Raw genomic sequence first — 25,624 nt, forward strand, 5'->3', positions numbered from 1 at the left:
GCCCGGCCCGCCCGGCCCGCCCGGCCGCGCGCCCGCGGCTGCCGGCCGGCGCGGGCCTCGGCCTCGGCGGCGTACGCGGCACAGGCCTCCGCGGCCGCCCCGCCGTCCGCGACCAGCACGATCAGCCGGCCGCCGTCCGGCACGGCGAGCACCGCCTCACCGGTCCGCGCGGCCGCGGAGTCCATCGCATCGGCAAGCCCGTCGAGGACCCCGGTGGCCCCCGCACCCGCGGACGCCACGGTGGCCTGCTCCTCACCGGCCACCGGCTCCGCGACCACCATCCGGAACGGCGCGTCCAGCAGCCCGCCGTAGAGCCGGCCCGCCACCGCGCGGGCGTGGTCCGGCTCCCCCGCCAGCAGCATCTTGAGCACCGCGGCGCCGAGCCGCTGCTCGGCGTCCTGCAGTGCCCGGGACCGCTCGGTGGTCAGGGTGAGCAGCGCGACCGCGGAGTGCACGGCATAGCGCTCGGCCGTGCCGAGCGGCGCCGCCGTACCGACCGCGAGCACCCCGCGGGCCCGGCGTCCGGTACCCAGCGACTGCAGCTCGACCCGGTCGTCGCCCTCCGCGTCACTGACGACCGAGCTGGCGGGTGCGGGCCGCTCGCGCAGCCGCCCGACGTCGTCGGCGAACCGGGCCGCGCGGCGGGCCGCCCAGTCGGGGGCGGCGGCCACCACCGCGCCCGACGCGTCATAGAGCGCGGCCCAGCCGTCCAGGTGTGCCGCGAGCCGGGCCAGCAGCTCGGCCGGCCCCTCGGCGCTGAGCGCCGCCCGGGTCAGCTCCCGCTGGGCCTCGAACCCCGCGGTCACCGCGCGGTACTGGTCGGCGGCGACGGCGGCCGAGACCGCCTTGCTGATCGCGATGAACGGTGTCCTGCGGGGCACCCCGAGCAGCGGCAGCCCCTGCTCGGCGGACGCCTCGACCAGGGCCGTCGGCACGCCCTCGTAATTGACCCCGACCGCGAAGCCCAGCCCGACGACCCCGGCCTCCGCGACCCGCCGCACATACCTGCGGGTCGCCTCCGCGTCCTGCGCGTCCAGCTTGAGCGCGGTGATCAGCAGCAGCTCCCCGCCCTCCATGTAGGGCACCGGATCGATCAGCTCACTGGCGTGCGCCCAGCGCACCGGAACATCCAGCCGGTCCTCGCCCGCGAGCACGGTCAGCTTGAGCGCGGTGTGGTTGACCAGGGAAGCGAGGGTGTGCGGCATGGGACCTTCATGACGTCGACGACTGCGAGGGACGACCGGTCGACAACCGATCACTGACCGGTCGATCACCGACCGATCGACGACTGACCGATCGATAACTGTCGACGACCGATCGACGACCGATCGATGACCGATTATTTGCGCCGCCTCGTATGAACGGCCAGTGTCGATTCTGCCTCAGCGGAGGAATCCGGGGGAGCTCCGGACCGGACAAGTCCGCCCGCCGCCGCAGCACGCCCCCGCGACGGCGCACCCGGGAACGCCCCCTGCTCCCCGTCCGCCACCCTCACCACCAAAATCCTCCGCCGCCCTCAGGACCGCAGATCCATCCGCCCACCTCAGGACCGCAGATCCACCAGCACCGGCGGCGCATGCTCCCCGGCCACGGAGGTGACGGAGAGGACGGCATGGCCGGGAGGAACGGAGTTGGCCAGATCGGAGGCGGACCAGCGTTCGCGCTCCACCGTGCGTACGGTGACGGCCTTCGCCGTGACCGCCTTGCCGGTGACCAGGTGGCGGAAGATGTGGAACGCCTTCATCGCGGCGCCCTCCGCAATGATCTGACGGTCCGTTACATCACGGGTCTCCACCCATTCCTTGCCCCACACCTCGGCGAACCGGGCGCCGTCCCACGTCGTCACACCCGCGAATGCCATCCGGCAGCCGACGGTGCCGAGCAGTGTGCCGCGCAGCGCGTCGGGGACGTCGTCCAGGGAGCGCAGTGTCAGCACCGCGCCGGCGTTCGCCGAGCGCAGCCGCTGGAGGCCACGCAGCGCCTCCGCCGTGATCGTGTGTGCGGCCTCGTCGACGACCAGGCAGGCGAAGAGCGAACGGTCACCGCGGGCCACCGCACACTCGGTGAACTGCGCCAGAACCAGCCGGGCGAGGATCCGTGACGCTTCCGCGTGGCCGCGCTCGGGCAGTTCGATACGGACCCGCAGCGGATGGTCGAGGGCACGCAGGGAGACCTGGCGGGTGCTTCCTGTGGGGTCGAAGAACGCCGCGAAGGCGGGCCGGTCCAGGAGGGCGATGCGGTCGGCGAGGAGGACGCCGGGATCGCCCGGACGCTCCGACTGACGTACCCGGGCGTCCAGTTCGCGCAGCAGGGTGTGGGCACCCCCGTCCTGCAGGGCGGTGCGCAGCGCGGACATCGCCCGGGGCGCGCCGTCCAGCAGTTCGCGCAGCTCGGGAACGGTGGGGAAACGGTCGTGGGCGGCCCGGAAGGGGCCGAGCAGTTGGGCCAGCGTGGTCGCGGCGCGGCGGCTGTCACCACCGGGCAGCTGCTCGGCGAGATCACCGACCAGTGCCTCCGCAAGGATGCCCGCCGCTTCGTCGGGGTCGGTGGTGCCGCCGTACAGGTCGAGGTCGCAGTCCGGATCCGGGCGGCCGACCCTGACCACCACATCGAACGCGTCGTCAGGGCCGAAATCGGATCCGGCGGGGCCGATGACGATCACCGCGGACTGCCCGGCCAGCGCCTGCAGGCACATCGACTCCACCACCGGCTTGACGACCCGGGTGGTCTTACCGCTCCCGGCCGGCCCGACGGCCAGCAGCGAGGTGCCCAACACCCCCGGATCCAGGGCGCATCCGACACCGCGGTGCTGATACGGGTTGCGGAGATGGTCGGCGGCGGTGCCGATGCGGACCTGATGGGCGAGCAGATCGTGCGCGGCGGTCCGGCGGGGCAGGTCGCGCCGCCCCGAGGGGTGCGCACAGGCCGCCGCACCGTGCCGGAGCACGGTGTCGGTGAAGGAGGCCAGGGAGTTCTTGCCGGACCGCACCGAGCGCCAGGCGCGCTCGATCCTGGCCACATCCACATCGTTCATCCGGCCGGACCGCGCCTCGGCGGCGAGCATGTCGGCGGCGTCCGCGGCACCGTGCGCCCGCAGGTCGGGCCACTGCGCCCGGTCGGCGGCGGGCGGGGGCTTGGGGACGGCGGGGGCGCGACGGCGGAAGCGGCCGAGGACCGGCCGCAGAAACCGGCGGACGAGCTCCGGCCAGCGGCCCATACGGCCGAAGGCGACGGCCAGAAGCGCCAGCACCAGCCCGTAGTAGAGGTAGGTGGCCCAGACGTAGACCATCTTGTCGCCGCCGGCCTCCCGCCAGGAGTCCGGCGTGAGCAGCAGCAGCGGCCAGAGCCAGTAGCCGCCGAGATATCCGTTCCACAGCAACGACCACAGCAGCCACCCGCACAGAAACGAGATCACCGCGCCGCTGATCAGCTGCCGTCCGGGGACCCGGTCGGGCTCCTGCACGGCCCGGGGCCGGTGACCGTAGGTCCAGATGCCGGGCGCGGCGCCCGCGCGCGGGGTGCGCAGCCAGTTCATCAGCGGGGGCTCGGGGGCCGCGGGGCCGCGGGGTGCAGTGCCCGGAGGGTTGGCGGGCACGGCCGGCACGGTCGGCGGGGCGGCGGGCGGTGGCGGGGTGCGTGGCCCGGTGGCCGGCGGGGCGGACGGTGCCGCGGGGCGCGGCACCGTGGGTTCGGGTCGCTGCCCTCCGTCTGACGGCTGGGGAGCGGTGTGCTGTGCGTCGTGCGTGCCCTCGGTGTCCATCCGGTGCCCCTTGTCCCCCTTGAGCCGTGGCCTGCCGCATCGTGACGCGGACGGACGCGTCGTGCGGCCGCCGTGCCATTGTCATGCCCGTGCCGGTGTCCGCCGCTGCCGGGCACGCCGTCGCTCAATCTACTGGCCCCGGGCCGTCGCTATGTCCGGTGCGGACAAGGCAACACGCGCACTTCTCCCGAACGGAACATGCCACACCCGGCCGGACGCGCCTAGCCTGCGAGAACAACACCTTTGTACGTCCCCCGTTCCACCCCCAGGAGACTGCCATGACCGAACTGTCCGGAGGCCCGTCCCTCCCCCAGGAGCGTCGCGTCGTCACCGCGATCCCCGGCCCGAAGTCGCAGGAGCTGTGGGCCCGCAAGCAGGCCACGGTGGCCGCCGGTGTCGGTGCCGTGCTGCCCGTCTTCGTCAAGCGCGCGGGCGGCGGCGTCCTGGAGGACGTGGACGGGAACTCACTGATCGACTTCGGCTCCGGCATCGCGGTGACCTCGGTCGGCAACAGCGCGGAGGCGGTCGTCCGCCGGGCCACCGCACAGCTGGCGGCCTTCACCCACACCTGCGCCATGGTGGCGCCGTACGAGCCCTACATCGAGGTCTGTGAGCAGCTGGCCGAGCTGACGCCGGGCGATCACGCGAAGAAGTCGGCGCTGTTCAACTCCGGCGCGGAGGCCGTCGAGAACGCCGTCAAGATCGCCCGCGCGTACACCAAGCGCCAGGCGGTCGTCGTCTTCGACCACGGCTATCACGGCCGGACGAACCTGACGATGGCGCTCACCGCCAAGAACATGCCGTACAAGCACGGCTTCGGCCCGTTCGCGCCCGAGGTCTACCGCGTCCCGCTGGCCTACCCCTACCGCTGGCTGACCGGCCCGGAGAACTGTGCGCAGGAGGCCGCCGACCAGGCCATCTCGCAGATCACCAAGCAGATCGGCGCGGAGAACGTCGCGGCGATCATCATCGAGCCGGTGCTCGGTGAGGGCGGCTTCATCGAGCCCGCCAAGGGCTTCCTGCCCGCGATCGCGGACTTCGCGAAGGAGAACGGCATCGTCTTCGTCGCGGACGAGATCCAGTCCGGCTTCTGCCGCACGGGCCAGTGGTTCGCGTGCGAGGACGAGAACGTCGTCCCGGACCTGATCACCACCGCCAAGGGCATCGCCGGCGGTCTGCCGCTGGCCGCCGTCACCGGCCGCGCCGAGATCATGGACGCCGCGCACGCGGGCGGCCTGGGCGGCACCTACGGCGGCAACCCCGTGGCCTGCGCCGCGGCGCTGGGCTCGATCGAGACCATGCGCGAGCAGGACCTCAACGCCAAGGCCCGCCGGATCGGCGAGATCATGAAGGCGCGGCTGACCGCGCTCGCGGAGAAGTACGACATCATCGGCGAGGTCCGGGGACGCGGCGCGATGATCGCGATCGAGCTGGTCAAGTCCGGTTCCAAGGACCCGAACCCGGAGGCCACCGGCGCCCTCGCCAAGGCCTGCCACCAGGAGGGTCTGCTGGTCCTGACGACCGGTACGTACGGCAATGTGCTGCGCTTCCTGCCGCCGCTGGTCATCGGCGAGGACCTGCTCAACGAGGGTCTGGACATCCTCGAAGGCGCCTTCGCCGCACTCTGAGCGGAGCGCGCCGGCGGCGCTCCGCCGGAGAACCCCGGCACGGCCCGGGACACGGCTCGTTCCGTGTCCCGGGCCGTGCCGTGCCTGCTGTGCCTGCTGTGCCCCGGGCCGTGCCGTGCCTGCCCTGCCGTTTGCGGGACGTGCCCGTATCGCGGGCCGGGGTCGTCGCATGGCGGGCAGGGATCGTATGGCGGGCAGGGGCCGTTGCGCGCGGGGGCCGCGCCCCCGCGCACACCCCCGCCCACGCCCCCGTTCGCACACAGGTACGTAACCCTTTGTGTACCTATTTCTGCGCTCATTTCCGTGTGGACGCGCGTAACTGGAGGCATGGCGTGAAGAAGATGTGCGGGGCCGATGGCGGCCGGGTAATGCGGCTGTCGGGCGCGCTCGCCGTGCCGTACGGTTTCGGCAGATGAGAGAAACACCCCGCCCGCAGGGGACTGCGGGCGACGCCCGGTCGGCGCTTCCCCGGTTCCGATCAGGCCGTGCCCTCGCGCACAACACCGGAGCCTCTGGTTCCGGGAATCCTCACCGATCGGATGTCCGCCCGCCCCATACCCCCCGGGGCGCGCGGAACACCGGTCAGCGCGGCCGCCTCGGAACCACCCCCCCTGTTCCGAGGCGGCCGCCCCTTTTTTCGAGCTCCCCGGACCCGACGGGCCACGGCCCCCGTCGTTTCCCGGCGCTGTCGGCCGCCCTGCTGAGTGCGTTGCTCTTCGCCGCGCTCACCTGGCAGGTGGCCGCTCATGGCCCGCTGCGCACCCTCGACGAACGGCTGGGCCGCACCCTCGCCACGGCCGGCGGCATCCCCTCCGGGCTCGCCGGGTTCTTCGCCGATCTCGGCAATACGGTCGTGGCGCTGCCGGTACTGCTGGTCGTCATGGTGGGGACGGGGTGGCAGGGGTGGCAGGGACGGCAGCGGTGGCGGGAAGCGGCGGAAGCTCAGGAAGGGCACCACGGCGGCGGGGAGGCGGCCGGTGGCGCCGGGCCGGGGCGCTGGTGGTTGCCGCCGCTCGCCGCCGGCCTCGCACTGGCCGCGCTGCCGGCGCTGGTCGTCCCGCTCAAACTGTGGCTCGACCGGCCGGGTCCGCCGCAGATGGGCGGTGGTGCGCACGACGGGTTCTATCCGTCGGGCCACGGTGCCACGGCGGCCGTGGCGTACGGCGTGGCCGCGCTGTTGCTGACCCGGGGCCCGCGGCGGATCCGGGCCGACGACGGCGACAGCGACAGCGACAGCGACAGCGCGACCACCCCCCGGCACGCTCCGGCGGTCACGGCCGCGGGCACGGCCGCTGTCGGGGTCGTCGTCCTGCTCAACGTGGGCGTCGGCATCGGCCTGGTGCGCCGGGGCTATCACTGGCCGCTGGATGTGCTCGGCAGCTGGTGCCTGGCCGGGGTGCTGCTCGCGGTGTGGTGTGCGGTGTGCGACCGGTGGTCCGGGGGCGGGGGCCCGGCGGTGCGCCACCGGGTGTGCGCCGGGGCAGGGCCGCACGGGCCCTAGGCGGTGTCGTTTGGATCATGGCGGGCTCGCGGGGTCTGGCACGCACTCCCCCACGCCTGAGCGGCGCGGGGGGACCCCCACCCGCGTTGTCGTCACTCGCCGACGCTCCGCGTCGACTCCCTCCTCCGCCTTGCGATCGCACGCAGTATTGCCCTGTGCTGTCCCGGCCGCCGCGGGCTCGTTGCCGCACCGGGCACACGTGGCGGCACCGGGCCGACCGGGCCGCGCGCGGCCGCCGGAGGCCGCGCGCGGAGGGCGGGTAACTCCCGTTCGCCCGCCCTCCGTCGGGCGTCAGCTGTCGAAGCCGAGGCCGGCCTTGTCCATGGCCTTCAGCCACAGATTGCGGCGGCCGCCGTGGGCGTCGGCCCGGGTCATCGACCACTGGGTGATCCCGATGCCGGCCCACCGCAGCGGCTCCGGCGGGAAGGGCAGCGGCTTGCTGCGGACCATCTCCAGCTCGGTGCGCTCGGTGCGCTCACCGGCGAGCAGATCGAGCATCACCTCGGCGCCGAAGCGGGTGGCGCCCACGCCGAGACCGGTGTAGCCGGCGGCGTAGGCGACCCGGCCGGTGTGTGCGGTGCCGAAGAACGCCGAGAAGCGGGAGCAGGTGTCGATGGCGCCGCCCCAGGTGTGGGTGAAGCGCAGCCCCTCCAACTGCGGGAAGCAGCGGAAGAAGTGCCGGGCGAGCTTCTCGTAGGTGGCCGGGTGGTGGTCGAACTCGGCGCGCACACCGCCGCCGTAGCGGTAGACGATGTCGTAGCCGCCCCACAGGATGCGGTTGTCGGCGGTGATGCGGAAGTAGTGGAAGTGATTGTTGGAGTCGGCGAGGCCCTGACGGTTCTTCCAGCCGAGGGCGGCGAGCTGTGCGTCGGACAGCGGCTCGGTCATCAGGGCGTGGTCGTAGACCGGGACGATGTACGGGCGGACCCGCTTGACCAGCGACGGGAAGGCGTTGGTGCCGAGCGCGACATGGCGGGCGAAGACCCGGCCGTAGGGCGTACGGACGGCCATGCCCACGCCGTCGGAGGCGAGGTCGGTGGCCCGGGTGCGCTCGTAGATGCGGACGCCGAGGCCGAGGCAGGCCTGTTTCAGGCCCCAGGCGAGGCGGGCCGGGTTGAGCATGGCGACGCCGTCGCGGTCCCACAGGCCGGCCCGGAAGGTCGGCGAGTCGACCTGGGCGCGCATCTCGTCCTCGTCGAGGAAGGTGTGCCGGTCGAGGCCGAGCCCCGCGGCGTCCTCGGCGAACTCCTTGAGCTCGGCGATCTGGTGGGGTTCGGTGGCGATGTCGATCTCGCCGGTGCGCTCGAAGGCACAGTCGATGCCGTAGCGGGTGACGGCCTCCTCGATGGCGTCTAGGTTGCGGATGCCGAGCTCTTCGAGGGTGGCCAGTTCGTCCGGCCAGCGGGCCAGGCCGTTGCCGAGGCCGTGGGTGAGGGAGGCCGCGCAGAAGCCGCCGTTGCGTCCGGAGGCCGCCCAGCCGATCTCGGCGCCCTCGATCAGGACGACATCGCGCTGGGGGTCGCGTTCCTTGGCGATCAGGGCGGTCCACAGCCCCGAGTAGCCGCCGCCGACGACCAGCAGATCGCAGGTCTCGTCGCCGACCAGGGCGGGCCGGGCCGCCGGGCGGTCCGGGTCGGTCAGCCAGAAGGGGGTGGGTTCGGCGTCCGCCAGTGCATGCGCGGCGGACGGGGTCATGGCAGCTCGTGCCATGGTTCTCAGCTCCTTTTGCTCCTCTTGCGGCGGGCTCCGGCCAGCTGGCCCACGACTACGCACAACACGGCGACCAGGAACATCGCCGTGCCGATGACATTGATCTGAACGGGAGTGCCCCGCTGTGCCGATCCCCAGACGAACATGGGAAAGGTCACGGTGGAGCCGGCGTTGAAGTTGGTGATGATGAAGTCGTCGAAGGACAGGGCGAAGGACAGCAGGGCACCGGCCGCGATGCCGGGGGCGGCGATCGGCAGTGTCACCCGCAGGAAGGTCTGGACGGGTGAGGCGTAGAGGTCCTGGGCGGCCTGTTCCAGCCGCGGGTCCATGCTCATCACCCGGGCCTTGACGGCGGTGACCACGAAGCTCAGGCAGAACATGATGTGCGCGATGAGGATCGTCCAGAAGCCGAACTGGATGCCCATGTTGAGGAAGAGGGTCGCCAGCGAGGCGGCCATGACGACCTCGGGCATCGCCATCGGCAGGAAGATCAGGGTGTTGACGCCGGAGCGGGCGCGGAAACGGTAGCGGGCCAGCGCGAACGCGATCATGGTGCCGAGAACGGTCGCGCCGATCGTGGCCCACAGTGCGATCTGCAGGCTCAGGCCGAGCGAACCGCACAGGTCGGCGACGCCGCACGGATCGCTCCAGGCGTCCGTGGAGAAGCGCTGCCACTGGTAGTTGAAGCGGCCGTTGGGCTTGTTGAAGGAGAAGACCATCACCACGATGTTGGGCAGGATCAGATAGCCCAGCGTGGCGAGGCCCGCGATCGTGATGATGTGGCGGCGCAGCAGGCGCAGGCCCCGGTTCGGGGTGCGGGCCGCGGTGGCGTCGGTGGTCTCGTGGACGGCCATCAGACCAGATCCTCCGTCCCGGACTTGCGGATGTAGATCGTGACCATGGCGAGGATGGCCGCCATGAGGAGGAAGGAGAGGGCGGCGGCGGTCGGGTAGTCCAGGACCCGCAGGAACTGCGACTGGATGACGTTGCCGATCATCTTCTGGTCCGTGGAGCCCAGCAGTTCGGCGTTGATGTAGTCACCGGCCGCCGGGATGAAGGTGAGCAGGGTGCCGGCGACGACGCCGGGCATGGACAGCGGGAAGGTCACCCGGCGGAAGGTGGTGGCCGGGCGGGCGTAGAGGTCACCGGCGGCCTCGTGGAGGCGCGGGTCGATGCGCTCCAGCGAGGTGTAGAGCGGCAGGACCATGAACGGCAGGAAGTTGTAGGTGAGTCCGCAGACCACCGCGAGCGGGGTGGCCAGCACCCGCTGCCCTTCGGTGATGCCCAGCCAGCTGGTGACGTCCAGGATGTGCAGCGAGTTCAGGACGCCGACGACCGGTCCGCTGTCGGCCAGGATCGTCTTCCAGGCGAGCGTGCGGATCAGGAAGCTGGTGAAGAACGGCGCGATGACCAGGATCATCACGACGTTCCGCCAGCGCCCGGCCTTGAAGGCGATGAGGTAGGCCAGCGGGTAGCCCAGGAGCAGGCAGAGCGCGGTGGCGACGGCGGCGTAGCCCACCGAGCGGACGAACTGCGGCCAGTATTCGCCGAGCGCGTCCCAGTACGTCGCGAAGTGCCAGGTGACCTTGAAGCCCTCTTCGAGGGAGCCGGTCTGGACCGAGGTCGACGCCTGGTAGACCAGCGGGGCGGCGAAGAAGACGATCAGCCACAGGATGCCGGGCAGCAGCAGCCAGTAGGGGACGAGCCGCTTGCGGGCGGGGGTCTTATGGATCCGGAGCGGCTCGGTCCCGTCCTCGGCCGACCGGTCCGGTGGCGCGGGCGTCTCGGTCGTGGTCACGCGGCCTCCTCGTCGAGGTCCGCGCCGGCCTGGATGTCCTGCCCGGCGTCCAGCCCGAAGGTATGCGCCGGGCTCCAGTGCAGTACGACCTCGGCGCCGGGGACCAGTCGCCCGTCGCGCTCGATGTTCTGCTCGTAGACGGCGAGTTCGCCCAGGCCCGGGGCCTCGATGACGTACTGCGTGGAGACGCCGATGAAGCTGGCGTCCTTGATGCGCGCGGGCAGCCGGTTGCGGCCTTCGGCGAGGGACCCGGCGTCGTCGGCGTGCGCCAGGGCCACCTTCTCGGGCCGTACTCCGGCGAGCACCTTCTCGCCGGTGCGGGCGGTGGCGCTGCACCGGCCGGCGGGCAGCCGCAGTGTGGCGTCGCCGGCCCTGACGAGCAGTTCCTCGGCGCCGGCCTCGACGACCTCGGCCTCGATGAGGTTGGAGGTGCCCAGGAAGTTGGCGACGAAGGTGCTGGCGGGGTTCTCGTAGAGGTCGGCGGGGGCACCGAGCTGTTCGACCCGGCCGCCGTTCATCACGGCCACGGTGTCGGCCATCGTCATGGCCTCCTCCTGGTCGTGGGTGACGTGCACGAAGGTGATGCCGACCTCGGTCTGGATGCGCTTGAGCTCCAGTTGCATCTGGCGGCGCAGCTTGAGGTCGAGGGCGCCGAGCGGCTCGTCGAGCAGTAGTACCTGCGGGTGGTTGATCAGCGCGCGGGCGACCGCGACGCGCTGCTGCTGGCCGCCGGAGAGCTGCTGCGGCCTGCGGCGCGCCATCGGGCCGAGCTGGACGAGGTCGAGCATCTCCTCGACCTGCTTCTTGACGGACTTGATGCCGCGGCGGCGCAGCCCGAAGGCGACGTTCTCGTAGATGTCCAGGTGCGGGAAGAGCGCGTAGTTCTGGAAGACGGTGTTGACCTGCCGCTTGTACGGCGGCAGGACGGTGACGTCCCGGCCCGAGAGTTCGACGGTGCCGGTGGTGGGCTCCTCCAGCCCGGCGATCATGCGCAGGGTGGTGGTCTTGCCGCAGCCCGAGGCGCCCAGCAGCGCGAAGAAGGAGCCCGCGGGGACGGTCAGGTCGAGCGGGTGGACGGCGGTGAAGGAGCCGTAGGTTTTGCTTATCCCGTGGAGGCGGACGTCGCCGCCACTGCTCTGGGGGGGCGCGGTGTGGGTCATGTCGGTCGTCCCGTGGGTCGGAGGGCGAAACGGCTCGGGCGGGCCAGGGTGGGGGATCAGGCCCCGGTGAGGTCGGAGAACTTCTGGCTGAACTCCTTGTTCTCCTTGGCGGTCAGCGCCCGGAAGGAGTGGGAGCGGGCGGCCATCGCCTGGTCCGGCAGGATCAGCGGGTTGTCCGCCGCCTTCTTGTCGATCTTGGCGAGTTCGTCGCGGACACCGTCGACGGGGCAGGCGTAGTTGATGTACGCCGCGAGCCGGGCCGCCGCCTTCGGCTCGTAGAAGTAGTCGATGAGCCGTTCGGCGTTCTGCTTGTGGCGGGCCTTGTTCGGCACCATGAGGTTGTCGGTGGACGTCATGTAGCCGGCCTTGGGGATGGCGTAGGCGATGTCCGGGTTGTCGCTCTGGAGCTGGACGATGTCGCCGGCCCAGGCCACGCAGGCGGCGAGGTCGCCCTTGTCCAGGTCGGTGGTGTAGTCGTTGCCGGTGAAGCGGCGTATCTGCTTGGAGTCGACGCCCTTCTGGAGCCGGGCGAGGGCCGCGTCGTAGTCGTCCGCGGTGACGTCCTCGGGCCGCTTGCCCATGTCCAGCAGGGTCAGGCCGACGCTGTCGCGCATCTCGGAGAGAAAGCCGACCCGGCCCTTGAGCTGCGGGTCCTCCAGCAGCTGGCTGACGGAGTCGACCTTCTTCCCGCCGGTGGCCTTCTTGTTGTACGCGATGAGGGCCGGGATGCCCTGCCAGACGTAGGAGTGGGCGCGGCCGGGGTCCCAGGCGGGGTTGCGGTACTGCGCGGAGAGGTTGGCGTAGGCGTGCGGCAGATGGGCCGGGTCCAGCTCCTGGATCCAGCCGAGGGAGATCATCCGTGCGCACATCCAGTCGGTGAGCACGATCAGATCGCGGCCGGTGTCCTGGCCGGCCGCGAGCTGCGCCTGGATCTTGCCGAAGAACTCGTCGTTGTCGTTGATGTCCTCGGTGTATTTCACGGCGATGCCGGTGCGCCGGGTGAACAGGTCCAGCGTCGGCCGGTGCTTGCCGTCCGCGCTGACGTCCATGTACTCGGTCCAGTTGGAGAAGTTGAGGCGCTTCTCCGCTCCGGAGTGGTCCTCGGAACGGCCGGCGTCCGTACGGCCGGCCGGCGGGATACCGCAGGACGCCAGGGCGCCGAGGCCGCCGATCGTGGCCGCCATGGCACCGCTCGCACGCAGCAGGGAGCGGCGGGTCATGGCGAGCCGCCCGTTGGTCGCGCTGCGGCGCATGGCGGTGAGTTCGGCCGAGGACAGGGGTTCGGGCTGCTCGTGGTGCTCCATGCGCGGTGCCCTTTCAGGGGATGAGCCCGGCGCTCGGCCGGTGGTGACGATGCCGCGCGGCGCCGGCCGCAGGCAGGGCCCCTTGGGGCCCGCGGGGGTGTCCCTTACGGGCGGTCCCCGAAGACCGTGCGGTGCCAGTCCTTGCGGGCCACCGCGGTGTTGTCGTACATGACGTGCTTGACCTGGGTGTACTCCTCGAAGGAGTAGGCCGACATGTCCTTGCCGAAGCCGGAGGCCTTCGCGCCGCCGTGCGGCATCTCGCTGATGATCGGGATGTGGTCATTGACCCAGACGCAGCCCGCGTGGATCTCGCGGGTGGCGCGGCCGGTGCGGTAGACGTCCCGGCTCCAGGCGGAGGCGGCGAGCCCGTAGGGGGTGTCGTTGGCCAGCGCGATGCCCTCGTCGTCGCTGTCGAAGGGCAGCACGACCAGCACCGGGCCGAAGATCTCGGACTGCACGATCTCGCTGTCCTGGGCGGCCCCGGCGATCAGCGTGGGGCGGTAGTACGCGCCCTTGGCCAGCTCCCCCTGGGGTGCCTCGCCGCCGGTGACGACGGTGGCGTAGCCGCGTGCCCGGTCGACGAAGCCGGCCACCCGGTCGCGCTGGGCGTGCGAGATCAGCGGGCCCAGGTCGGTGGACGGGTCGAAGGGGTCGCCGAGCCGCACGGTCGCCATCAGATCGGCGACGCCGCTGACGAAGGCGTCGTAGAGCGGGCGCTGGACGTAGGCGCGGGTCGCGGCGGTGCAGTCCTGGCCGGTGTTGATCAGCGATCCGGCGACCGCTCCGTGGACGGCGGCCGCCAGGTCCGCGTCGTCGAAGACGACGAAGGGGGCCTTGCCGCCGAGTTCGAGATGCAGCCGCTTGACGGTGCCGGTGGCGATCTCGGCGACCCGCTTGCCGACGCCGGTCGAGCCGGTGAAGGAGGTCATGGCGACGGAGCGGTGGCCCACCAGGTGCTCACCGGCGTCCCTGCCCGCCCCGGAGATGATGTTGATGACGCCGTCCGGGAGCCCCGCGCGCCGGGCGGCCTGCGCGAACAGCAGCGAGGTGAACGGGGTGATCTCGGCGGGCTTGAGGACGATGGTGTTGCCCGCGGCGATGGCCGGCAGCACCTTCCAGGCGGCCATCTGCAGCGGATAGTTCCACGGTGCGATGGAGCCGACGACGCCGATGGGCTCGCGACGGATCACGGAGGTGTGATCGGCGCTGTACTCGCCGGCCGCCTTGCCCTCCAGATGGCGGGCGGCGCCCGCGAAGAAGGCGGCGTTGTCGATCGAACCCGGTACGTCGAACTCATTGCTGAGCTTGATCGGCTTTCCGCAGTTCAGTGATTCGGCAGCGGCGAGATCGTCGGCGTCCTCGGCGAGCGCGGCGGCGAAGGCGTGCAGGGTGTCGGAGCGCTCGCCCGGCGTGGCACCGCCCCACACCGAAAACGCCCGCTCCGCGGCCTGCACGGCGGCGTCCACATCCGCCGTACCTGCGAGTTCGTAGGAGTACACGGTCTCGCCTGTCGCCGGGTCCACGACGTCCTGGGTACGGCCGGAACTGCCACTTTGGAGACTGCCTGCGATGAATTGGGCGCCCGCGGCGAATCGCTCGGTGGCATCGAATCGGTGATCCATGGTGCTCTCCTCCGCCGGGCACGGGGGCCGCTCAGCGGCACTGCCTGGCGTAGCTATTTCCGGAATCGATGGCTGATCTTGACAGAGTAGAAGGGTCTCAACAAGGGATTCCGTTGTTTCCTTTTGGTTACGCGACGAATTCTGCGATTCGCGCGGCGCGGGCCCCGACACGTTGTCAGTGCCCACTGACAGAATCCCGGCATGCTGCACGACACCACGGGGATCAGCGGCGGGCGCGCCGCGGACGGGCCGCGCACGGCCGATGACGAGCGGGCCGCCGGCCCGGCGCGCCGGCGGGGCCTGAATCTGCTGGGGTTCGCGGTGATGGCGGCGCGGCAGATACTGCGCGAGGAGTTTGGCCCCCGGTCGTAGCCGGGCCGGGGCTGCCTCGGCGAGGTCCGGTGTGCGGACCTGTGCCCCGCTCCCGCCCCGGACCCGCTTAGCATGACAAGGCCCCTCCGCGCACTCCGGCGCACCCCTTGACCAGGAGGAACCGTTGTCCGATCTCGATGCCTTCATTGCGGACCTGCCCAAGGCGGAACTGCACGTCCACCACGTCGGATCGGCCTCACCGCGGATCGTCGCCGAGCTGGCGGCGCGGCACCCCGACTCCGGCGTCCCCACCGACCCCGAAGCGCTGGCCGACTACTTCACCTTCCGCGACTTCGCGCACTTCATCGAGGTCTATCTCTCCGTCGTGGACCTGATCCGCAACGCCGAGGACGTCCGGCTGCTGACGTACGAGGTCGCCCGGGACATGGCCCGGCAGCACATCCGCTACGCCGAACTGACCGTCACCCCCTTCAGCTCGACCAGCCGAGGTATCCCCGACGCCGCATTCGTCGAGGCCATCGAGGACGCCCGCAAGGCGGCGGAGTCGGAGCTGGGCGTGGTGCTGCGCTGGTGCTTCGACATCCCCGGCGAGGCGGGCCTGGAGGCCGCCGAGGAGACCGCCCGTATCGCGTGCGACCTGCGGCCCGAGGGCCTGGTGTCGTTCGGGCTGGGCGGCCCCGAGATCGGCGTCCCCCGCCCGCAGTTCAAGCCGTACTTCGACCGCGCCCTCGCCGCCGGTCTGCACTCCGTACCCCACGCCGGGGAGACCACGGGCCCCGGCACGATCTGGGACGCGCTCACCGACCTCCGCGCCGAGCGCATCGGCCACGGCACCAGCGCCCCCCAGGACCCGGCGCTGCTCGCCCATCTCGCCGAGCACCGCATCCCGCTGGAGGTCTGCCCCACCTCCAACATCGCCACCCGCGCGGTGCGCACCCTGGCGGAGCACCCCCTCAAGGAGATGGTCGACGCGGGCCTGCTGGTCACCATCAACAGCGATGACCCGCCGATGTTCGGCACGGACCTCAACACCGAATACGGCGTCGCCGCCCGGCTGTTGGACCTGGACACGGACGGTGTGGCCGGCCTCGCGAAGAACGCCGTCGCCGTCTCCTTCATGGACACCACCGCCAAGGCGCGGCTGACGGCCGAGATCGACACCTACACGGCGTCCTGGCCCGGATAGCCCCCTCGGACCGCCGCGCGCCGACCGCCCGGCGCCGCCTCACCGGCCGTGGCCCGAAGCCGGCCGTGCCCCGAAGCCGGCCATACCCCGAAGCCGGCCGGGCGACGGCGGGCGGCGGGCGGCGCGGGGGCCGCGTCCCCCTTCCCCCTACAACCCCACGATCGCGTTCCACTCCTTGGCGAATTCGGTGCGCTCCTTGGAGGTGATGTCGCGGGCGATGGCCAGCCGCTTGCGCATCGCGTCGTCGGGGAAGACCAGCGGATCCTCGGCGAGTGCGGCGCGTTCCTTGTCCTTGGAGGAGGCCAGCACCTCGCGCGCGGCCGGTACCGGGCAGACATAGTTGACCCAGGCGGCCAGCTCCGCGGCCACCTCCGGCCGGTAGTAGTAGTCGATCAGCCGCTCCGCGTTGCGCTTGTGCTCCGCGAGGTCGGGGATCAGCAGGCTCTCCGCCCACAGTTCGGCGCCCTCCTGCGGCACCACGAACTCGATGTCCGGGTTGTCCGCCTGGAGCTGGATCACATCGCCCGAATAGGCCTGCGCGGCGAGCACATCCCCGGAATCCAGGTCCTTGATGTAGTCGTTGCCGGTGAACCGCCTGATGTGGCCCTTGCTCACCAGCCGGCGGATCCGGTCGGTCATCCGGTGGAAGTCGTCGGCCGTCCAGCGGGTGATGTCCACACCGTCGCCCTGCATCAGCAGCGCGAACGATTCATCGAGCCCGGAGAGCAGGGTGACCCGGCCGCGCAGATCGTCCTTCCACAGGTCGGAGGTGTGCTTGATCTCCCGGCCCAGCTGCTTGCGGTTGTAGGCGATGCCGGTGATCCCGGACTGCCAGGGCACCGAGTGCATACGGCCCGGGTCGAAGTGCGGGGTGCGCAGCAGCGGATCGAGGTTCTTGGCCACATGCGGCTGGGCCGCCCGGTCCATCTTCTGGACCCAGCCCAGCCGTACGAACCGGGCGCACATCCAGTCACTGATGACCATCAGATCCCGGCCGGTGCTCTGGTGGTTCATCAGCGCGGGGCTGATCTTGCCGAAGAACTCGTCGTTGTCGTTGATCTCCTCGGTGTACGTGACGGAGATCCCGGTGTGCCGCTCGAAGGCGTCGAGAGTGGGCCGCCGCTGCTTGTTGTGGTCGTCGACGTCGATGTAGAGCGGCCAGTTGGCGAAGACGAGCTTCCGGTCCCGCGCCGACCGGTCCGTGCCCCCGCGGTCCGCCTCCTTGACGTAGGCGGGCGGCACCCCGCAGCCGGTCATGGCGGCCAGCGCCCCCGTCACACCCGTTCCGCCCATACCTCGGAGCAGCGCACGCCGCGAAAGATCAGCCATGGCGAGCACTCTCACGCGCCGCGGGCGGAGGCGGCAAGAGACAGAGCGTCTGTTGCCGGGCCTCCGCCCGCGACGGTGTGTCGAGCGACAGGTGCCGCCCGACGGGGGATCCCCGGGCCGGCCGGTCCGGCCGGCTCAGCCGTCCAGCGAGGTCATCACGTGCTTGATGCGGGTGTAGTCCTCGAAGCCGTAGGCCGAAAGGTCCTTGCCGTAGCCGGACTTCTTGAATCCGCCGTGCGGCATCTCGGCGACCAGCGGGATGTGGGTGTTGATCCACACACAGCCGAAGTCGAGGCTCTTGGACATCCGCATGGCGCGGGCGTGGTCCTTGGTCCACACCGAGGACGCAAGGGCGTACTCGACGCCGTTGGCCCACTGGAGCGCCTGCTTCTCGTCGCTGAAGGACTGGACGGTGATGACCGGGCCGAAGACCTCCTGCTGGACGATCTCGTCGTCCTGCTTGAGGCCCGAGACCACGGTCGGGGCGAAGAAGTAGCCCTTCTCGCCGACCTGTTCGCCGCCCGCCTCGATCTTGGCGTGCGCCGGCAGCCGCTCGATGAAGCCCTTGACCTGCTGCAGCTGGTTGGCGTTGTTCAGCGGGCCGTAGAGCACGTCCTCGTCGTCGGCCGCGCCGGTCTTGGTCTCCGCGGCGGCCTTGGCCAGCGCGGCGACGAACTCGTCGTGGATGGACTCGTGGACGAGGACGCGGGTGGCGGCCGTACAGTCCTGGCCGGCGTTGAAGTAGCCGGCGACCGAGATGTCCTCGACGGCCTTGGCGATGTCGGTGTCCTCGAAGACGACGACCGGCGCCTTGCCGCCCAGCTCCAGGTGGACCCGCTTGAGGTCCTTGGACGCGGACTCGGCGACCTGCATACCGGCGCGCACCGAGCCGGTGATCGAGGCCATCGCGGGGACCTTGTGCTCGACCATCAGCCGGCCGGTCTCGCGGTCACCGCAGATGACGTTGAACACGCCGCGGGAGTGGCCCAGTTCGTCCAGCACGCTGCCGATGATGTCGGCGATCAGGACCGTGGAGGCCGGGGTGGTGTCGGACGGCTTGATGACGACGGTGTTGCCCGCGGCCAGCGCCGGGGCGAACTTCCACACGGCCATCATCATCGGGTAGTTCCACGGCGCGACCTGGGCGCAGACACCGACCGGCTCACGGCGGATGATGGAGGTGAAGCCCTCCATGTACTCGCCGGACGCGCGGCCTTCGAGCATCCGGGCGGCACCCGCGAAGAAGCGGATCTGGTCCACCATCGGCGGGATTTCCTCGGACCGTACGAGCGCGATCGGCTTGCCGCAGTTCTCGGACTCCGCGGCGATCAGCTCCTCCGCCCGCTCCTCGAAGCGGTCGGCGATCTTCAGCAGGACCTTCTGGCGCTCGGCCGGGATCAGGTCGCGCCAGGCGGGGAAGGCGGCCTCGGCGGCGGCCATCGCCGCGTCCACGTCGGCGGCGGCCGAGAGCGGAGCGGTGGCGTACGCCTCACCCGTGGCGGGGTTGACCACCTCCGTGGTCCGCCCGTCGGCGGCGTCCCGGAACTCCCCGTCGATGTAGTTGCGCAGACGACGCAGTGCGGTGGTCACTGTGCGCCCCCTTCAGTCAGAAGTCTGGTGGTTTGGACATCCAGCCTAGCCATGGAACCCACGTTTTCAACACACCCGCCACCCAGGGACAACGGAATCAGTGCAATTTCGATCGCGAGACGACTAATTTCATCGTCTGGGGGTTGCAAGACGGACGAGGCTCGTGCACAGTGAACGGCGTGGCGCCCTCTCGAAACAGTCATGACAGAACCGGAACCCCGTCGATTGACTCCGTCTCCCTGGCGATCATCGAGCAGCTCCAGGAGGACGGGCGCCGTCCGTACGCCGCAATCGGCAAGGCCGTCGGCCTGTCCGAGGCGGCAGTACGCCAGCGCGTACAGAAACTGCTCGACCAAGGCGTGATGCAGATCGTCGCGGTCACCGACCCCCTCACGGTCGGTTTCCGCCGGCAGGCAATGGTCGGCATCAACGTCGAAGGCGACCTCGACCCCGTGGCCGACGCCCTGACGACCATGGAAGAGGTCGAGTACGTCGTCATGACCGCAGGCTCCTTCGATCTCCTCATCGAGATCGTCTGCGAGGACGACGACCATCTTCTGGAAATGATCAACAAGCGGATCCGCACGCTTCCCGGCGTCCGGACCACCGAGAGCTTCGTGTACCTCAAGCTCCGGAAGCAGACCTACACCTGGGGAACGAGATAACGATGAGCGGCGACCTCTCCAAGACGGCCTACGACCACCTGTGGATGCACTTCACCCGCATGTCGTCGTACGAGAATGCCCCCGTGCCCACGATCGTGCGCGGTGAGGGCACCAACATCTACGACGACAAGGGCAAGCGCTACATCGACGGCCTGGCCGGCCTCTTCGTGGTCAACGCCGGCCACGGCCGGGTCGAGCTCGCCGAGACCGCCTACAAGCAGGCGCAGGAGCTGGCCTTCTTCCCCGTGTGGTCCTACGCCCACCCCAAGGCGGTGGAGCTTGCCGAGCGCCTCGCCCACCACGCCCCGGGCGACCTCAACAAGGTCTTCTTCACCACCGGTGGCGGCGAGGCCGTCGAGACCGCCTGGAAGCTGGCCAAGCAGTACTTCAAGCTCACCGGCAAGCCGATGAAGCACAAGGTGATATCCCGTGCGGTGGCCTACCACGGCACCCCGCAGGGCGCCCTGTCCATCACCGGCCTGCCCGGCCTGAAGGCCCCCTTCGAGCCGCTGGTCCCCGGCGCGCACAAGGTCTCGAACACCAACATCTACCGCGCCCCGATCCACGGCGACGACCCCGAGGCCTTCGGTCGCTGGGCCGCCGACCAGATTGAGCAGCAGATCCTCTTCGAGGGCCCCGAGACCGTCGCCGCGGTCTTCCTGGAGCCGGTGCAGAACGCCGGCGGCTGCTTCCCGCCGCCGCCCGGCTACTTCCGGCGGGTCCGCGAGATCTGCGACCAGTACGACGTGCTGCTCGTCTCCGACGAGGTCATCTGCGCCTTCGGCCGCCTCGGCACGATGTTCGGCTGTGACAAGTTCGGCTACGTCCCGGACATGATCACCTGCGCCAAGGGCATGACCTCGGGCTACTCCCCGATCGGCGCCTGCATCATCTCCGACCGCCTGGCCGAGCCGTTCTACAAGGGCGACAACACCTTCCTGCACGGCTACACCTTCGGCGGCCACCCGGTCTCCGCGGCCGTCGGTGTCGCCAACCTCGACATCTTCGAGCGCGAGGGCCTCAACAAGCACGTCCTCGACAACGAGGGCAACTTCCTCAGCACGCTGCAGAAGCTGCACGACCTGCCGATCGTCGGCGATGTCCGCGGCAACGGCTTCTTCTACGGCATCGAGCTCGTCAAGGACAAGGCCACCAAGGAGTCCTTCACCGACGAGGAGACCGAGCGCGTCCTGTACGGCTTCCTCTCCAAGGCGCTGTACGACAACGGTCTCTACTGCCGCGCCGACGACCGTGGCGACCCGGTCATCCAGCTCGCCCCGCCGCTGATCGCCGACCAGCCGGTCTTCGACGAGATCGAGCAGATCCTGCGCTCCGTCCTCACCGAGGCGTGGACCAAGCTCTGATCCGCACGGCACCGCGAGGTGCGGCACTGCACAACTGAACATCCAACGGCCCAGAATCACTCACTTCAAGCCATACGAGTGAATCTGGGCCGTTGTGCTGCCAAGCGACGAATACCGGGGGTCACCAGTCCTTACCGTGCTGGTGACCGATACCCTCCATGGTCGTTCACCCGCTCGGGCGAACGGCTCGACGCCTACAACAAGAGGTGCGCAGATGGTGGCCCCGCCTGACAACGACGTTCTCTGGGCCCGCGGCCTGCACCACACGCACGGCGGCACCTCGGCCCTCGCCGGTGTCTCCGTCGGCGTCCGCGAAGGCGAGATCCTCGCCGTCACCGGCCCGCGCGGCAGCGGCAAGACCACCCTCCTGAAATGTCTCTCCGGTCAGCTCGTCCCGTCCGAGGGCGAGGTCTGGTTCAACAGCGCCCCGGTGCACACGCTCTCCTCCCCCAGCCGCGAGCGGCTGCGTCTGGACCGGTTCGGCTGGATCGACACCGAACCGCACCTCGTCCCCGAACTCACCGCCTGGGAGAACGCCGCCCTGCCTCTCCTGCTCCGCGGCACCGGCACCCGCTCCGCCAAGCACACCGCCGTCGAATGGCTGGACCGCCTCGACGTCGGCATGTGCGCCGGGCGCCGGCCCCGGCACCTCGACCAGTCCCAGCGCCAGCGCGTCGCCATCGCCCGCGCGCTCGCCACCACCCCCCAGGTGCTGTTCGCCGACGAGCCGACCGCACCGCTGCACCACGCCGACGGCACCCAGGTGCTGCGCACCCTCACCACCGCGGCCCGCTCGCACCAGATCACCGTCGTCCTGGCGACCCATGACCCCGAGGTCGCCACGCTCGCCGACCGGTCCCTCGCGCTCCTCGACGGCCGCCCGTCGACCGCCGCGCCCGCCACCGCCGGTGCCTCCGATGAGGAAAGCAGGGCAGCGTGCTCGCTCTCCGTCTAGCCCGCGGCTCTCACCCCCTCGTCCTGCTGCGCCGCCTCTTTGTCGCCGTCGCGGCGGCCGGTACGGGCTTCCTGCTGCTGTCCACCGTCGGCCATGCCGCCGGCCACCCGTCCGCGGCCGAAGAATCACTGGTACGCCTGCTGTGGTGCACGGCCCCGCTCGCCGCCACCGCCCAGTTCGCGGTGTCCACGGCCCGTACGGATCCCGCCGCCCGCCTCCAGCGCGGGATGACCGCCGCCGGCCTGGGCCCGCTCCGTCTCACCCTGCTCGCCACGGTCTCCACCACCCTGACCTGTCTGCTCGGCGTCCTCCTCGCCCTGCTCGTCTTCCTCCGTCTCCGCGGCGACCTCGGCGGGCCGTCCACCGCAGGTTTCGACGCCGACCTGCTCGGCGCGGGCCACCCCGTGCCGCTGGTCGGCGCCCTCATGCTGCTGGCGACCGTGCCGCTGACCGCCGCGGCCGCGACCGCCTTCTCCCTGCGCCCCCGCCAGGAGGCCGGCTCCCACGAGACCGGGACCCGCCCCAGGACGGCCCCGCCCTCCGGTCTCCCGTGGGGTATCGCCCTGGCCGCGGCCGGCCTGGCGATCGAGGCGTACACCAGCCGCGGCACCGGCGCCCACGGCGGGCTGCTGCCGCTCCCCGGGCGGCTGGTCGGCAGCCCTCCCGGCGTGCTGGCCGGCTGGGCGCTGTCGGCCTTCGGCCTCGTGCTGGCCGGTCCGGGCCTGGTGCATCTGTGCGGCCGGCTCCTGTGCGCCGGGCGGCCCGGCGCGCTGCGCCTGCTGTCCGGGCGGGTGCTCCAGGAGGAGTCGCACCGCCTCGGCCGCCCGCTCGGCGTCCTGTGCGCGGTCGCCTCCGCGGCGTACGCGGCCATGAAGGTGTACGAGGCCTCACCCTCCCGTCCTTTCGGGCCGCTCACCGCCGTCGGCGCCGCCGTCGTCCTGGCCTGTGTCACCGCCAGCGCACTCACCGCCGCACTGGAATCCCGCTCGGCCCGCGCCCACACCACGGCCGCCCTCCGCCGCCTGGGCGCCTCGGCCTCCGTCCTGCACCGCGCCGCGGCCCTGCGCGCCCTGTCCCTGGTGATCGTCCTGGCCCCCCTGACCTGGACGGTCGCGGAAATGGCCACGCTTCCGCTGGTGCACTGAGCCGAGGGCAGGAGTGCGGGGGCGGGGGTCCCGGCCGGCCGAGCCCGGGGCCCCACGGACGGAGGCCGGGACGTACCGAAGCAGGCCCGCCCGGAACGACGACGGCCGCCCTGCGCACGGCGCTCGACGCGGCGGCCGCGGAGGGGCCCCTCGGCCCCCTGGCGGAGTCACCGTGGTCCTAACATGACGGACGTGCAGTCGAATTCACCGCCCTCAGCCGCCCGCCACGCCCGCCCCCGCAGCCGCGCCCACGACGACAACCACGACTACGAGATCGAATCTCTGGAGGAGTTCGACCGGGTCGTCGCCGCGGGCAGCCTCGCCGGACACCGCGTCCAGTCGGTCGATCTGACGGACCGTACGTTCGCGCTGCTCGGCACGGACACCACCGAATCGGTGTTTCTCGGCTGCGCCATGGAGCCGGACGCCGCCGCCAAGGTCCGTGCCGGGGGCGCCCTGGTCTTCCCGCCTGTACCGGACCTGCCGTTCGATCCCTACCGGGGAAGCCTCTACGGCCCGGACGAACTCTTCGAGGGACTGCGCGAGAACGGCTACGACGCCACCCCCGACGCCCGCTCGTACCGCTGGTTCGAAGAGACCAAAACGGATGGCGACATCTTCGCCTCGATGCTGCGCAGCATTCACGACGACGCGGTCTCCGATGCCCTGGACGAGCACCTGGCCGGTGCGCAGGTGGTGGGCATCATGGGCGGCCACGCCCTGGAGCGCGGCTCCGCGGCCTACGCCGGCGCGGCCCGGCTCGGCCGCCGGCTCACCCGCAGCGGCCTGACCGTGGCGACAGGCGGCGGCCCCGGGGCGATGGAAGCGGCGAACCTCGGGGCGTACGCCGCCCCCTTCGAGGACGGCATGCTCGACGCGGCGCTGGAACTCCTCGCCGGGGCACCGCACTTCACACCCTCGGTCACCCGGTGGGCGCGGGCCGCCTTCGACATACGGCGGACCTGGCCGGGCGGCGGCACCTCGGCCGGCATCCCCACGTGGTTCTACGGACATGAGCCGCCGAACGCCTTTGCGTCCCACATAGCGAAGTACTTCGTCAACGCGGTGCGCGAGGACGGTCTGCTGGCGCGCTCCAACGCCGGCGTCGTCTTCCTTCCGGGCGCGGCCGGCACCGTGCAGGAGATATTCGACAACGCGACCCCGAACTATTACGGGTCGCGGGGCGAGCCGACCCCGATGGTGCTGGTGGACCGCGTGCACTGGACCGAGCAGCTCCCCGCCTGGCCGCTGCTGCGGGCCCTGGCGGCGGACCGTCCCATGGCGGCCCGGATCGCCCTGGTCGATTCGGTGGACGAAGCCCCCGAGGCGCTGGCCCGCCTCAAGGACGGGGCGTCTTCCTGACCCCTGCCGCGGCCCGCCCGGTACGCCCCGTCCCACCCGGACATACCGGGCTCCACCGCCGCCTCCGCCCGCCGGGCCCACGGTGTGTTTGCCCACCTGAGGCAACTCCCGTCCCGAAATGCGCGTCTGCCAGGCGGGCGACCAACGAGTAATATCGACAGCGGGCGAACGGAGTTCTTGGTGATCATCGGCCTTCTGACGGCCGTGGCGGCGTCAGCCTGCTACGGCACGGGATCGGTCCTGCAGGCGGTGGGTTCGCGTAAATCGGCCCGCCGGGAGGCGGCCGAGGCCTCCACCACCGGGATCACCCAACACGGCGGCCCCAGCCTGTCGTCCACCGCCAAAGCCGCCGTGACCTGGGAGTTCATCCTGGGCTCGGTACTGGACTTCATTGGCTTCGGGCTCGGCGCGCTGGCTGCCCGGCTGCTGCCGCTGTTCCTCTCCCAGACGGTGATCAGCGCCAACCTGGTGATCACCGCCGTACTGAGCATCAGGCTTCTCGGCATCCGGCTCTCCCGCGCCGAGTGGACCTCCATCGCCGTGGTGTGCTCGGCGTTGGTGCTGCTGGCCACGGCCGCCGGGCCGGAGGGCAGCGGCCGCACACCGATCGCCGCGCACTGGTGGCTGCTCGCCATCTCCCTCGTGCTCATCGGCGGCGGCATCCTGATCGTGCGTCTGCTCGGCGGACGGGCCGCGATCCTCGCGGGCCTGCTCTCCGGCCTGGGCTTCGGCGCACTCGGCGTCGGCGTCCGCGTACTGAACGGGGTGGACCCCTTCCACCTGCCGTCCCTTCTCGCCGACCCCGCCCTGTACGCGATTCTCGTCGGCGGGCTCGGGGGCATGTATCTGCACACCGTCGCCCTGCAGATCGGTTCGGTGAACGGGGCCACGGCGGCGCTGGTGGTGGGCGAGACGGTGGTCCCCGGCATCCTGGGGGTGCTGTGGCTGGGGGACTCCTCCCGTCCGGGTTTCGCCTGGGTCGCCGTCCTGGGCTTCGTGATGGCCGTGGGCGGCGCGGTCGCGGTCGCCTGGTTCGGCGAGCCGGATTCGCCGACGGGACCCGGCTCGCCGGATGCCGACACCCCGCATCCGAAGGTGGCGGCCCGCTGAGGGAGCCCTGCTGCGGGGCCCCGCTGAGGGAGCCCTGCTGCGGGGCCCCGCTGCGGGGGTCCTGCTGAGGGGGCCCCGCCCTTCTGCGGTGGTGCCCCACGG

The 25,624-nt window shown here is 71.2% G+C and carries 19 protein-coding genes and 1 pseudogene; 10 read left to right on the plus strand and 10 right to left on the minus strand.

Annotated elements, in window-relative coordinates; genetic code table 11:
• Both ACWGJY_RS31445 and ACWGJY_RS31450 read right to left on the minus strand, forming a co-directional pair.
• The coding region (locus ACWGJY_RS31445) for a PucR family transcriptional regulator ligand-binding domain-containing protein (RefSeq protein ID WP_453264266.1) at nt 1-1,205 on the minus strand (1,205 nt) is incomplete at its 3' end.
• Nucleotides 1,206-1,543: 338 nt separating this feature from the next.
• Nucleotides 1,544-3,760, minus strand: a complete 2,217-nt coding sequence (locus ACWGJY_RS31450) for an ATP-binding protein (protein WP_453264267.1) — start codon at nt 3,758-3,760, stop codon at nt 1,544-1,546.
• A gap of 278 nt (nt 3,761-4,038) precedes the next feature.
• Between ACWGJY_RS31450 and gabT the strand changes: the two genes are divergently transcribed.
• Both gabT and ACWGJY_RS31460 read left to right on the plus strand, forming a co-directional pair.
• Nucleotides 4,039-5,388: a 4-aminobutyrate--2-oxoglutarate transaminase gene (gene gabT / locus ACWGJY_RS31455; protein WP_453264268.1), complete on the plus strand. Its 1,350-nt coding sequence runs from the start codon at nt 4,039-4,041 to the stop codon at nt 5,386-5,388.
• 709 nt (nt 5,389-6,097) lie between these two features.
• Nucleotides 6,098-6,889: a phosphatase PAP2 family protein gene (locus tag ACWGJY_RS31460; RefSeq protein WP_453264269.1), complete on the plus strand. Its 792-nt coding sequence runs from the start codon at nt 6,098-6,100 to the stop codon at nt 6,887-6,889.
• A 291-nt stretch (nt 6,890-7,180) separates the two neighbouring features.
• Here the strand turns inward: ACWGJY_RS31460 and ACWGJY_RS31465 are convergent, their stop codons facing one another.
• The 6 genes from ACWGJY_RS31465 to ACWGJY_RS31490 all read right to left on the minus strand — a co-directional run bounded on the left by ACWGJY_RS31465 (nt 7,181) and on the right by ACWGJY_RS31490 (nt 14,483).
• A complete protein-coding gene (locus ACWGJY_RS31465; RefSeq protein ID WP_453264270.1) occupies nt 7,181-8,599 on the minus strand; it encodes an NAD(P)/FAD-dependent oxidoreductase in 1,419 nt (472 codons plus the stop codon).
• A gap of 5 nt (nt 8,600-8,604) precedes the next feature.
• The gene (locus tag ACWGJY_RS31470) at nt 8,605-9,453 is read right to left on the minus strand and encodes an ABC transporter permease (protein ID WP_453264271.1); all 849 of its coding nucleotides are present in this window, start codon (nt 9,451-9,453) and stop codon (nt 8,605-8,607) included.
• A complete protein-coding gene (locus ACWGJY_RS31475) occupies nt 9,453-10,397 on the minus strand; it encodes an ABC transporter permease (RefSeq protein ID WP_453264272.1) in 945 nt (314 codons plus the stop codon). The genes ACWGJY_RS31470 and ACWGJY_RS31475 overlap by 1 nt, the downstream gene beginning before the upstream one ends.
• Complete coding sequence (locus ACWGJY_RS31480) at nt 10,394-11,557, minus strand: ABC transporter ATP-binding protein (protein ID WP_453264273.1); 1,164 nt, start codon at nt 11,555-11,557, stop codon at nt 10,394-10,396. Before ACWGJY_RS31480 ends, ACWGJY_RS31475 begins: the two co-directional genes overlap by 4 nt.
• Nucleotides 11,558-11,613: 56 nt before the next feature.
• Nucleotides 11,614-12,861, minus strand: a complete 1,248-nt coding sequence (locus ACWGJY_RS31485; protein ID WP_453264274.1) for an ABC transporter substrate-binding protein — start codon at nt 12,859-12,861, stop codon at nt 11,614-11,616.
• Nucleotides 12,862-12,965: 104 nt separating this feature from the next.
• Nucleotides 12,966-14,483 carry a gamma-aminobutyraldehyde dehydrogenase gene (locus ACWGJY_RS31490; RefSeq protein WP_453264275.1) on the minus strand — a complete coding sequence of 506 codons (1,518 nt, stop codon included), beginning with the start codon at nt 14,481-14,483 and terminating at the stop codon, nt 12,966-12,968.
• A gap of 258 nt (nt 14,484-14,741) precedes the next feature.
• Between ACWGJY_RS31490 and ACWGJY_RS31495 the strand changes: the two are divergent.
• Nucleotides 14,742-14,855: pseudogene (locus tag ACWGJY_RS31495) on the plus strand (DUF1768 domain-containing protein); the annotation flags it as partial.
• 124 nt (nt 14,856-14,979) lie between these two features.
• Nucleotides 14,980-16,002 (plus strand): adenosine deaminase, encoded by a 1,023-nt coding sequence (locus ACWGJY_RS31500; protein ID WP_453264276.1) that lies wholly within the window; start codon nt 14,980-14,982, stop codon nt 16,000-16,002.
• A gap of 147 nt (nt 16,003-16,149) precedes the next feature.
• On the opposite strand, the gene ACWGJY_RS31505 is transcribed toward ACWGJY_RS31500, so the two are convergent.
• Entirely contained in the window at nt 16,150-17,331 is a 1,182-nt protein-coding gene (locus ACWGJY_RS31505; protein WP_453264277.1) for an ABC transporter substrate-binding protein, read from the minus strand.
• A 135-nt stretch (nt 17,332-17,466) separates the two neighbouring features.
• A complete protein-coding gene (locus ACWGJY_RS31510) occupies nt 17,467-18,921 on the minus strand; it encodes a gamma-aminobutyraldehyde dehydrogenase (RefSeq protein ID WP_453264278.1) in 1,455 nt (484 codons plus the stop codon).
• Between the two features lie 179 nt (nt 18,922-19,100).
• On the opposite strand from ACWGJY_RS31510, the gene ACWGJY_RS31515 reads away from it, so the two are divergent.
• The 6 genes from ACWGJY_RS31515 to ACWGJY_RS31540 all read left to right on the plus strand — a co-directional run bounded on the left by ACWGJY_RS31515 (nt 19,101) and on the right by ACWGJY_RS31540 (nt 25,522).
• On the plus strand, nt 19,101-19,586 hold the full coding sequence (locus ACWGJY_RS31515) for an Lrp/AsnC family transcriptional regulator (RefSeq protein WP_453264279.1): 486 nt from the start codon (nt 19,101-19,103) through the stop codon (nt 19,584-19,586).
• Nucleotides 19,587-19,588: 2 nt separating this feature from the next.
• Entirely contained in the window at nt 19,589-20,950 is a 1,362-nt protein-coding gene (locus tag ACWGJY_RS31520; protein WP_453264280.1) for an aspartate aminotransferase family protein, read from the plus strand.
• A 214-nt stretch (nt 20,951-21,164) separates the two neighbouring features.
• Nucleotides 21,165-21,905 (plus strand): ABC transporter ATP-binding protein, encoded by a 741-nt coding sequence (locus tag ACWGJY_RS31525; RefSeq protein ID WP_453264281.1) that lies wholly within the window; start codon nt 21,165-21,167, stop codon nt 21,903-21,905.
• Nucleotides 21,887-23,050, plus strand: coding sequence for a hypothetical protein (locus ACWGJY_RS31530; protein WP_453264282.1), 1,164 nt, complete (start codon nt 21,887-21,889; stop codon nt 23,048-23,050). Before ACWGJY_RS31525 ends, ACWGJY_RS31530 begins: the two co-directional genes overlap by 19 nt.
• A 192-nt stretch (nt 23,051-23,242) precedes the next feature.
• Complete coding sequence (locus ACWGJY_RS31535; protein WP_453264283.1) at nt 23,243-24,412, plus strand: LOG family protein; 1,170 nt, start codon at nt 23,243-23,245, stop codon at nt 24,410-24,412.
• Nucleotides 24,413-24,592: 180 nt separating this feature from the next.
• Nucleotides 24,593-25,522: a hypothetical protein gene (locus tag ACWGJY_RS31540; protein ID WP_453264284.1), complete on the plus strand. Its 930-nt coding sequence runs from the start codon at nt 24,593-24,595 to the stop codon at nt 25,520-25,522.
• Nucleotides 25,523-25,624: the final 102 nt, after the last annotated feature.

The sequence above is a fragment of the Streptomyces sp. NPDC054765 genome, assembly GCF_053612065.1.

Coding starts and splice junctions, on each gene's coding strand:
- ACWGJY_RS31450 (WP_453264267.1), bottom strand. CDS start 3,760: ATGGACACCGAGGGCACGCACGACGCACAGCACACCGCTCCCCAGCCG.
- gabT (WP_453264268.1), top strand. CDS start 4,039: ATGACCGAACTGTCCGGAGGCCCGTCCCTCCCCCAGGAGCGTCGCGTC.
- ACWGJY_RS31465 (WP_453264270.1), bottom strand. CDS start 8,599: ATGGCACGAGCTGCCATGACCCCGTCCGCCGCGCATGCACTGGCGGAC.
- ACWGJY_RS31470 (WP_453264271.1), bottom strand. CDS start 9,453: ATGGCCGTCCACGAGACCACCGACGCCACCGCGGCCCGCACCCCGAAC.
- ACWGJY_RS31480 (WP_453264273.1), bottom strand. CDS start 11,557: ATGACCCACACCGCGCCCCCCCAGAGCAGTGGCGGCGACGTCCGCCTC.
- ACWGJY_RS31485 (WP_453264274.1), bottom strand. CDS start 12,861: ATGGAGCACCACGAGCAGCCCGAACCCCTGTCCTCGGCCGAACTCACC.
- ACWGJY_RS31490 (WP_453264275.1), bottom strand. CDS start 14,483: ATGGATCACCGATTCGATGCCACCGAGCGATTCGCCGCGGGCGCCCAA.
- ACWGJY_RS31505 (WP_453264277.1), bottom strand. CDS start 17,331: ATGGCTGATCTTTCGCGGCGTGCGCTGCTCCGAGGTATGGGCGGAACG.
- ACWGJY_RS31520 (WP_453264280.1), top strand. CDS start 19,589: ATGAGCGGCGACCTCTCCAAGACGGCCTACGACCACCTGTGGATGCAC.
- ACWGJY_RS31525 (WP_453264281.1), top strand. CDS start 21,165: ATGGTGGCCCCGCCTGACAACGACGTTCTCTGGGCCCGCGGCCTGCAC.